Source organism: Nonomuraea sp. H19 (genome assembly GCF_052068215.1).
GTDB lineage: Bacteria > Actinomycetota > Actinomycetes > Streptosporangiales > Streptosporangiaceae > Nonomuraea.
Genome location: NZ_JBQHCV010000078.1, coordinates 1 through 8,451, shown reverse-complemented (window position 1 = coordinate 8,451; position 8,451 = coordinate 1). Strand labels below are relative to the sequence as shown.

Below are 8,451 nucleotides of genomic sequence, written 5' to 3'. Positions count from 1 at the left end.
CGCGGCCTGGCCGAGTTCGGACTCGCCCGAGCTTGGACCGCCGCGAAGACCCTGCTCCCTCAGCAAGACTCTGGCACCGAGGACGCAACATGAGCGTCGTCATCAGCGGCTGAAGTCCCTCACCCCGATGGCCCCCGCAGACCACCTCGGCAGTCGGGGGGTCGTGATCGCCCGCCGGACGGTGCGTGAGTTATGTCACTGGTCGCACTTGTCACGCCGGGCGATACCCATACGTCCCGGTATGTGTGAAGACCTCGCAGACACTGAGGAAGATCATGGTCAGACTTGATGAGACACCGCCGGCTTCGGCCGAGCGGCCCGCCCGACGGCGGCGCTGGCCGCGATGGCTGGCGGGCCTGGTCGCGCTGCTGATGGCCGGGGTCCTGTTCATCGCGTATGTGTGGCAGCCGCCCGCCGTACAGGGATACCGCTCGCCGTACCTGAGCCGCGTTCACTCCCTGTACGCCGACACGCCCGTGGCTCGCTTCCACTACACCAAAACCGGACAAGGCGCACCGGTGGTGCTGATCGCGGGTGGCGCCCAGTGGCAGTACTCCTATCGGGACACCATCCCCGCCCTGGCCAAGAACCACACGGTCTACGCCGTCGACCTGCCGAGCCAGGGCTATACCCGGGCGGCGCAGAACTTCACCTACACGATCCCCGCCATGGCGGACGCCATCAGAGCCTTCCTCGACGCGGTGGGCTTGACGAAGGCGTCGCTGGTCGGTCACTCGTGGGGTGGTGCGTGGACCCTCTCCTTCGCCGAGCGCCACCCCGACCGGGTCGACAAGCTCGTACTCCTGGACTCGCCTGGCCTGGACAAGGAACTGGCTTCGCAGACGGCGGTGTTCGGCGTGCCGGTGGTGGGTGAGGCCGTGGTGAAGTTGATGCGCCGCGCGGACTTCGAGACCAGCCTGCGCTCCGCGTTCACTCACCAGGAACGGGTCACCGCGGAGGTGGTCGACGAGAATTGGGCATGGATGTCCAGGTCCGAACAACGAGACGCCTTCGTCAAGCTCGTCCGCAGCCAGGATTACGCCCCTATCGATTCGGGCTTGGGCCGGATCACGGCCAGGGCGCTCATCGTCTGGGGACAGGATGATCAGTGGCTGCCCGCCTCCTACGCCCGCGAGTACGGTGAACGCATCCCCGGCGCGGAGGTCAAGGTGATTCCGAGCGCCGGGCACAACGTGCACGAAGACGATCCGGCACAGGTGATCCCCCTCCTCGCCGCGTTCCTCAGCGGCTGAGCGAGAGCACCGGCACACGGTGGCCCGCCCTACCCGCCGCGTGCCGGCGATCGGCCTGCCAAGCGCCCCGCAACGGATTTCCCCATTACTGACCACGTCATCCCACTCGCCGCTCGCGACCACGGCGGGGACGGCCCCGCCGTACTACTCCTTCACGGCCTCGGCGGGACGCTCAAGGCCTGGGACACCCTCGCGCCGCTCCTCGCGCGGAAGCACCGGGTCGTGGCGGTGGACTTGCGCGGCCACGGGCTGTCCGGGGACGGTCCGTGGGAATGGGACGCGGTTCTCGGCGATCTCGAGGCCGTGGTCAAGCACTTCCGCCTGGACCGCCCGCGATCGTGGGCCACTCGCTCGGTGGCATGCTCGCCATCATGTGGGCGCGAAACCACCCCAGATGCCCGGCGATCGTCAACCTCGACGGCCTCAGATCCGCGGAGAACGACCCTGGCAACTATCCGGGTATGACGCGGGACGCGCTGGAAATAGCCCTCGACCAACTCCAGGCCGCCTTCGACGCCCAGGCCGCGGCGATGAGCCACCCGGTCCCCGCCGAGCAGGCGCACATGCTCCCCCAACGGACTCTGACCACCAGGAACGGCCACAGCTACCTCCGGCCAGGCCCGGAGATCCTGACGGCGGTGCGCTACGCGCCGGAGTTCCGTGACGCGATCCCGCTGCTCCGCGGCGTGACCTGCCCCGCGCTGGTCGTCCTGGCCGACCGGGACCCGGCCGAAATGGACGGCGGCGAACTCATGGCGGCCTTCCGCCGAGGGGTACGGCGCGACCTCCACGACCTCCCGGGCACCGTTCATGTGACTGAGCTGGCCGCAAGCCACAACATGGTCGCGGAGCAACCCGGCGACCTCGCCGATCTGATCGTCCAGTTCCTCGCGAACTCAGGGAACGGATGAACTGGAGCAGGGCCAGACCGCTCGCTCCCGTACGCGTCAGTGAAGCGTCTGGAACACGCGCCGGGCGTTCCAGTGGAGGAACATGGCACGGGTCTCCTCATCCAGCCCGAGCTGATCCAGCCCGTCCAGTGCCTTGAGCGGTGTGATCATCGGGTAGTTGGTGCCGAACAGCACCTTGCCCCGGCCGTGGCTCTTCAGGTACGCGACCAGTTCGGCGGGATAGCGGCGAACGGTGTAGGCGGAGGTGTCGATGTAGACGTTGGGGTGCTTGGTGGCCACCGCGATCAGCTCGGTGGTCCACGGATAGCCGATGTGCCCGGCCACGATCGTCAGCTCGGGAAAGTCCAGCGCCACCTGGTCGAGATACGGGATGGGCCGGCCGGGCTCGGAGGGACGCAACGGGCCGGTGTGGCCCGCCTGAGTGCAGAACGGGATGCCGAGCTCGACGCATTCGGCGTAGAGCGGGTAGTAGCGGCGGTCGGTGGGCGGCAGCTCCCACAACCAAGGCACGATGCGCAACGCCTTGAAGCCGAGTTCGGTGACGGCCCGCCGGAGCTCGCGGATGGCCGCCGTCGGCTTGCGCAGGTCGACGGAGGCGACCCCGGCCAGGCGACCGCCTGACTCGGCGACGAAGGCGGCCACCTCGTCGTTGGAGATCAGCGCGCCTTCTGGCCCGTACCAAGCGCTGATCAGGGCCAGGTCGACGGCGGCCGCGTCCATGGCTGCCACGGTGACGGAGAGCGGCGGCTGGTCGGGGGGCAGGGAGGTGCCGGACCAGTTGCGCAGCGAGTCGAACATGTCGTGTTGGATGAAGCGCCGCGTCGGGTGCTGTGCCCAGACATCAATGATCGGCAAGGCGATGTCTCCTCCTCATGGTGCCGCCGGTAGGGCGGACGAGGCCGGCCACGGCCAGCGACCTGCAGGCTGTCCGGCTATGGTGCGGGTTCGCACGCGCTTCTGCCCAAGTCGATCCCTTCAGGACTCACGGAGGGCCGCTCCGGAACCTACCGTCCGGTCCATGAAGGCCCGGATCCGGCCGTCGGTTGCCGCCGTCGTCCACAGTTCCACGGTGGCCGGCTCGGTAACACGATCGAGCCGCTCGTTCACCTCCTGCCGGAGTTGCGTCTTGGTGCAGCGGAAGGTGTCGGCCGGGATGTCGGTGGCCATCCGGCCGGCAACGGCCATCGCGTGGTCCAGCAGGGCGTCCGGGTCGCTCAGCTCGTCGACCAGGCCCAGGGCCAGGGCCGCCTCCGGTTCGTGGTTGGCACCGTGGAAGATCGCACGGCGCGCGCCGACCAGGCCCAGCGCGAACCGCATGATCTCCAGCGCCGAGTGCGGGAATGGCACCCCGACCCGCAGCTCGGGAACCCCGATCGTGCCGCTCCCGGATGCCATGATCCGGTGGTCGCAGGCTGCGGCGAGCACGCAGCCACCGGCGATGGCGTGCCCGTTGACCGCGGCGACCACCGGCTTGCCCAGGTCGAAGACGGATCGGAAGGCACCGCTGAGCGCGGGCAGGAACTCCGCCACGTACGCGGCGCCGCCGTCCACGACGCGCTTGAGATCGACGCCCGCCGAAAACACCCGTCCGGCTCCGGTCACCACCACGGCCCGCGCAGGTCCCCGCTCGTCGTCCAGATCGCGCATTGTCTGCTCGATCGCCCGGCACAGCTCCAGATCCAGGGCGTTCACCTTGCCATGGGCCAGTCGTACGACCCCGATGCCGTCCATCACGTCGACCGCGATCATCGCGTTCCCTCCCACACCTCGGCCCCATCCAACTACGGACGACTGCGCCCGCCTCATCTGTGCCGGCCTCCCGCACCAGCAAGATCAGAACACCGTCACCATCACCACGCAGAGCTACCTTCGCGCTGAGGTCACGTTCGGCAGAGGACCTCCTGTCCAGCTGGTCGGCGTGGCTGGGTCAGTGGTTGTGACGAGGCGGTAGCCCAAGTCGAGGGTGCCGACGGCCAGGAGGCGGCGGTGACGGTCATGCCAGCGTCCGGTGACGACGTCGACTGCGAGGCGTCGCATCGCGCACTCGACAAGGTGCTGGTCGAGGTTTGCCAGCGCGGAGATGGCGGCGCGTACCTGGGGGTCGAGGTAGCGGTGCGGGCGTTGCCAGTACGCGCCTAGGAATCCGTCGGTGCAGTCGGCGGCCACCGGCACGGGAGCGACGCTCACCCGTGCGCCGTTGCGCCGGAACCAGGTCTGGACAATGTCGGGAGAGGCGAGTCCGGCGTCGGTTTCGGCGATCTCCGGGAGGTATTCCTCGACCAGCCAGAATCGTGCGGTGACAGCGGGGTCCCAGGTGAGGATGATCTGCCGGCCGGATATCCGGCGCATCTCGGCGAGGCCCGCGGCCGCGTCGGTCCAGTGGTGGACGGTGAGAATGGCCATCGCGGCGTCGAACGACTTGTCAGGGAACGGGAGACACTCGGCGTATCCCTGGATGACCGGCGCTGAGCCGGGGGGACGCTGGCGCATCATCACCGTGGACGGCTCCACAGCGGTGACCTGCCGGCTGCGGGGCTCGTAGGAGCCGGTTCCGGCGCCAACGTTGATCACCGTCTGAGCGGATCCCAGGGCCTGGTTGATCTGGTCGGCGATACGGGGGTCGGGGCGCCGGTGGCGGGAGTAGCCGAAGCCGATCGTCTGGTACGGATTGGCGTTCACGAACCCCGTCATTCCTCTCCGTCGGCGGGATCGACGTGCCCGCGCCGGGCTCCCAGCACCAGCAGCGGCGGGCGTCTGAGATGTTCGGCCAGGTGAGGATGGCTCTGGAGAGCGGCGGGGCTGGGAACGGGTTCGTCGATGCCGGTCAGCTCCAGGCCGGCGTCGAGCAGGCCGCCGATCAGCGTGGCCAGCTGCCTGTGGTGTTTCTCCACGCCTTCGATGATCCAGTTCTGGGTCCGGGGCCCTTCGGAGGCATAGTCGTCGACCGGCCAGACCGTGCCCTCGCCGATCTTCAGCCATCCGGCCATCGGATCGGCGGCCGTGCAGATCGGGTGTTCGATCGAGAAGACGAACCGTCCACCCGGCCGCAGCCAGTGCGCGACGCGCCGGACCAGCCCCGGGTAGTCGGCGACGTAGTGCAGGACGAGGCTGCTGACGACCAGGTCGGCGGAACGGGCAGGCAGCGTGAGCTCGTCCAGGTCAGCGTGCAGGTAGCGGACTCGCGGATGCGGGGTGGCCAGCGCCAGCATCCGCTGGGAGGAGTCCACCGCCAAGACGTGCGCCGCTCCCGCGTCGGCCAGCCGGCGGGCGAGCGCGCCGGCCCCGCAGCCCAGATCGAGGACGGCGGCGCCCGCCACGGGAGGGAGAATCCGGCTCATGGCCGGGATCTCGATGGCGTCGTTGATCCCGGCGCCGGAATCCCTGAGCCGGCGGTAGCCCTCCCAGAAGCGGGGATCGTCGTAGAGGTCGCGGCCCGCTGTGATCACAGGTGCTTCCTCAGGTCGTCCACGTCGAGGAGCGGCAGGCCCCAGCGCAGCGCGGCCACCTCCAGCTCGGCGGCGTTGGCCATGGTTCCGTCGGGGTTCATGACCTCGCAGCACACCCCGACGGGCGGTAGCCCGGCCGCCACGCACATGGCGACGGTGGCCTCGGTGTGACCGGCGCGCTCGGCGAGACCTCCAGGGCGTGCGGCCAGCGGGAAGACATGCCCGGGCCGGAGGAAGTCGGCCGGGCCGGACTCCGAGTGGGCCAGGCGGCGTACGGTCGCGGCGCGTTCGGCCGCCGACACCCCGGTGCCGGTCCCGGCGGCCAGATCCACCGGGACGTGCGGCCAGGTGCCATGCCGATCCCCCGGTCCAGGGATGGGTCCGATCTCCAGACGGTCCAGGACCTCGAGCGCGCACGGCACGGTCGGATGGCCGCAGACCTGGGTGAGCAGGAAAGTGAACGCCTCCGGGCGCAACCGCGCCCCGGCGAACACCACGTCGCCTTCACCTTCCCGGTCGGGATCCCAGATCACCACGGCTCCTCCGGACGCGAGCTGCGTCACCGCCTTCTGCACGCCGGCCCCGCCCGAGACCCGTCCCGCCCACGGCAGCGCCGCGACCACCTCGGTCACCGCCTGTCCCGGGTCGGACGGCCAGCGCCGTACCAGGCGGGTGAGCAGGTCGGGCTCCAGGTTCACGCGATCACCGACCGACAGCTCCGCCAGCGTGGTGGCCTGCAATGTCGCGGGGATCAGCGCCACCGAGAACCGGTCGCGGGACACCTCGGCGACAGTCAGGCTGACGCCGTCGACCGCGATCTGCCCCTTCGGGACGACCAGCGGGAGGAAACGCTCCGGCGGCTTGATCCACAGCCGCCGTGCGCCGGCCTCGTCGTCGACTCTCACGACCTTGCCCACGGCATCCACGGCGCCTTGGACCAGGTGACCACCGAGCGGGTCGCCCAGCGCCAAAGGCGCCTCCACGTTGACCCGCGTGCCGGGCTGGATCTGGTCGAGGGTCGATCGGCGGCGGGTCTCGGCCGTAAGCCTGGCTTCCAGTACGTCCGTCTCGTGCTCGGTCTGGACGATCATCAGCCCGACGCCGTTCAGGCAGATCGAAGCCAGCGCGCTCGCGGCGGCCTTGGGCGCTCTGACCGCGATACGAGCTTGGTCGACGGCCACCACTGTGCCGACTTCTTGGATGTGCCCGGTGAACATCCGACACCACCTCTCGACAGCGGCAAGGACGATCCTCGCCGCACGAAGGAGTCAGGGGCCGTGAGCAGGGCCCGAGAGGTGGCGGGGTGTCACCGCGTGGCCCGGAATCACACCGAGTCGTCCCGCCGCTACCGGTGGAACCGGCGGGCTGTCACCGCCGCACCTTGGAATCGCACCGATCCACCTATATCACCCACCCGTCGGCAAGATCAACGGTTCGGTGAGCCCGATCGGCGCTCCCGCCGACGAAACCCCCGCCGCCCCCGGTTCACGCAGGCTCCGAGGTACGACATGATCACTCGCGTGAATGTCGGTCGGAGATCTCCCGATCGGCGAACCATTCTGACCAATGGAACCCGCTCACCGGGCCACACCGCACAATGGAGGGCCATGATGCCTTTCGACGCAGTGCTCTGCGACCTTGACGGCGTGCTCCGCCAGTTCGACCATGCCGTTCAGGCTGAGATCGAGGCCCGTTACGGGCTGCCACTGATGCGGACCGCCTTCGACCCCGTCCTCATCGGGCCGGCCACACTCGGCCTGATCAGTGAGGAGGAGTGGGCGGAGTCGGTCGTCGTCGCCCTGGGCGGAGACGAACGGGCAAGGCTCGCGGTCGCCGAGTTCATCGCCGTACCGTTCACGGTGGATGAGGAAGTCAAGGCGCTGCTGGCGAAGGCACAGGAGCGAGTGCCGGTGGTGCTGGTGACCAACGCCACGGACACCTTGGATGAGCACCTGGGCCGAATCGGACTCACCCACTTCGCCGACGCCGTGGTCAGCAGCGCCACGGTCGGGGTAGCCAAACCCGACCAGCGCATCTACGAGATCGCCGCAGAACTCGCCGGCGCCGCACCCGAGCGCTGCCTGTTCGTAGACGACCGGCTCGAGAACGTAGAGGCGGCCACATCGCTCGGCATGACCGGTGTCCACTACCGAACAGTGGCGGACCTCGCCGCGGTGTTGATCTAGCGGTGACCAGGTTGCATGCCGCTCTCCCGCACCGACTCCGCAATTGATCGCCGCTTGCAGTGGGTGTGCTCAGCCACCTCCTTGAGGAGGTCCAGATCGCCGGCGCCAAGTCCAGCCAGCCCTGAGGAGCGGCTTGGCGGCTCATCGAACGCTTCCTGACGGCACCCCAAGTAGGCATTCTGGTAGAAGTCCTCGCGGGTGAAACCGAGCGCGATCTGGGTGAACTCGCCGGTCAGCCTCGCCGGCCGGGTCCTGCTCGGCGACATGCCGGAGCAGGCGGAACCACAGGGCGTCGAAGGGATTCGTCACCAATCGACGCTCGCCGTGATGAGCGCCCTCCGGACGCGGTGTGAGCCGGATCACTGTCTGCTCCTGTCACAGGCCATTGCACCAGCCCGTCCAGACGCGTGAACACTTCCCAGACCAAGGCAAGGATCACCATGGTTCGACGTGACAACGCAGCTCCATCGGTGCGCAAGCGACGCTGGCCTCGCTGGTTGGCGGCGATGGTAGCGCTGCTGGTGGCCGCGATGCTGCTCGGCGCGTACGGCTGGCAGCCGGCCGAGGACGGCCGCGCCTTCCGCTCGCCGTACCTGGCCCAGGTCGGCTCGCGCTACGCCGACACCCCGATCGCCCGCTTCCACTACGTCCAGGC

Annotated in this window: 8 protein-coding genes and 1 pseudogene; 3 read left to right on the top strand and 6 right to left on the bottom strand. The window is 69.0% G+C overall.

What is annotated here, in order from left to right; genetic code table 11:
- The first annotated feature begins 275 nt into the window (after positions 1 to 275).
- Both ACTMTI_RS56165 and ACTMTI_RS56160 read left to right on the top strand, forming a co-directional pair.
- Positions 276 to 1,253, top strand: coding sequence for an alpha/beta fold hydrolase (locus ACTMTI_RS56165; protein ID WP_441129283.1), 978 nt, complete (start codon positions 276 to 278; stop codon positions 1,251 to 1,253).
- Between the two features lie 153 nt (positions 1,254 to 1,406).
- Positions 1,407 to 2,164: pseudogene (locus ACTMTI_RS56160) on the top strand (alpha/beta fold hydrolase); the annotation flags it as partial.
- A gap of 36 nt (positions 2,165 to 2,200) precedes the next feature.
- Here the strand turns inward: ACTMTI_RS56160 and ACTMTI_RS56155 are convergent.
- From ACTMTI_RS56155 to ACTMTI_RS56135, 5 genes are all read right to left on the bottom strand, one after another.
- Entirely contained in the window at positions 2,201 to 3,019 is an 819-nt protein-coding gene (locus tag ACTMTI_RS56155) for an amidohydrolase family protein (protein WP_441129282.1), read from the bottom strand.
- A 120-nt stretch (positions 3,020 to 3,139) separates the two neighbouring features.
- Positions 3,140 to 3,913 (bottom strand): enoyl-CoA hydratase/isomerase family protein, encoded by a 774-nt coding sequence (locus ACTMTI_RS56150; RefSeq protein WP_441129281.1) that lies wholly within the window; start codon positions 3,911 to 3,913, stop codon positions 3,140 to 3,142.
- A gap of 114 nt (positions 3,914 to 4,027) precedes the next feature.
- Positions 4,028 to 4,855 (bottom strand): class I SAM-dependent methyltransferase, encoded by an 828-nt coding sequence (locus tag ACTMTI_RS56145; protein ID WP_441129280.1) that lies wholly within the window; start codon positions 4,853 to 4,855, stop codon positions 4,028 to 4,030.
- The gene (locus ACTMTI_RS56140; protein WP_441129279.1) at positions 4,852 to 5,610 is read right to left on the bottom strand and encodes a class I SAM-dependent methyltransferase; all 759 of its coding nucleotides are present in this window, start codon (positions 5,608 to 5,610) and stop codon (positions 4,852 to 4,854) included. The genes ACTMTI_RS56145 and ACTMTI_RS56140 overlap by 4 nt, the downstream gene beginning before the upstream one ends.
- A complete protein-coding gene (locus ACTMTI_RS56135; RefSeq protein ID WP_441129278.1) occupies positions 5,607 to 6,827 on the bottom strand; it encodes a riboflavin synthase in 1,221 nt (406 codons plus the stop codon). The genes ACTMTI_RS56140 and ACTMTI_RS56135 overlap by 4 nt, the downstream gene beginning before the upstream one ends.
- A gap of 291 nt (positions 6,828 to 7,118) precedes the next feature.
- Here ACTMTI_RS56135 and ACTMTI_RS56130 point away from each other — a divergent pair, with 291 nt between their 5' ends.
- Positions 7,119 to 7,796: an HAD family hydrolase gene (locus ACTMTI_RS56130; RefSeq protein ID WP_441129277.1), complete on the top strand. Its 678-nt coding sequence runs from the start codon at positions 7,119 to 7,121 to the stop codon at positions 7,794 to 7,796.
- Here ACTMTI_RS56130 and ACTMTI_RS56125 read toward each other — a convergent pair.
- Positions 7,793 to 8,062: a hypothetical protein gene (locus ACTMTI_RS56125; protein ID WP_441129276.1), complete on the bottom strand. Its 270-nt coding sequence runs from the start codon at positions 8,060 to 8,062 to the stop codon at positions 7,793 to 7,795. The genes ACTMTI_RS56130 and ACTMTI_RS56125 overlap by 4 nt on opposite strands.
- Positions 8,063 to 8,451: the final 389 nt, after the last annotated feature.

Coding starts and splice junctions, on each gene's coding strand:
- ACTMTI_RS56165 (WP_441129283.1), top strand. CDS start 276: ATGGTCAGACTTGATGAGACACCGCCGGCTTCGGCCGAGCGGCCCGCC.
- ACTMTI_RS56150 (WP_441129281.1), bottom strand. CDS start 3,913: ATGATCGCGGTCGACGTGATGGACGGCATCGGGGTCGTACGACTGGCC.
- ACTMTI_RS56145 (WP_441129280.1), bottom strand. CDS start 4,855: ATGACGGGGTTCGTGAACGCCAATCCGTACCAGACGATCGGCTTCGGC.
- ACTMTI_RS56135 (WP_441129278.1), bottom strand. CDS start 6,827: ATGTTCACCGGGCACATCCAAGAAGTCGGCACAGTGGTGGCCGTCGAC.
- ACTMTI_RS56130 (WP_441129277.1), top strand. CDS start 7,119: ATGATCACTCGCGTGAATGTCGGTCGGAGATCTCCCGATCGGCGAACC.
- ACTMTI_RS56125 (WP_441129276.1), bottom strand. CDS start 8,062: ATGTCGCCGAGCAGGACCCGGCCGGCGAGGCTGACCGGCGAGTTCACC.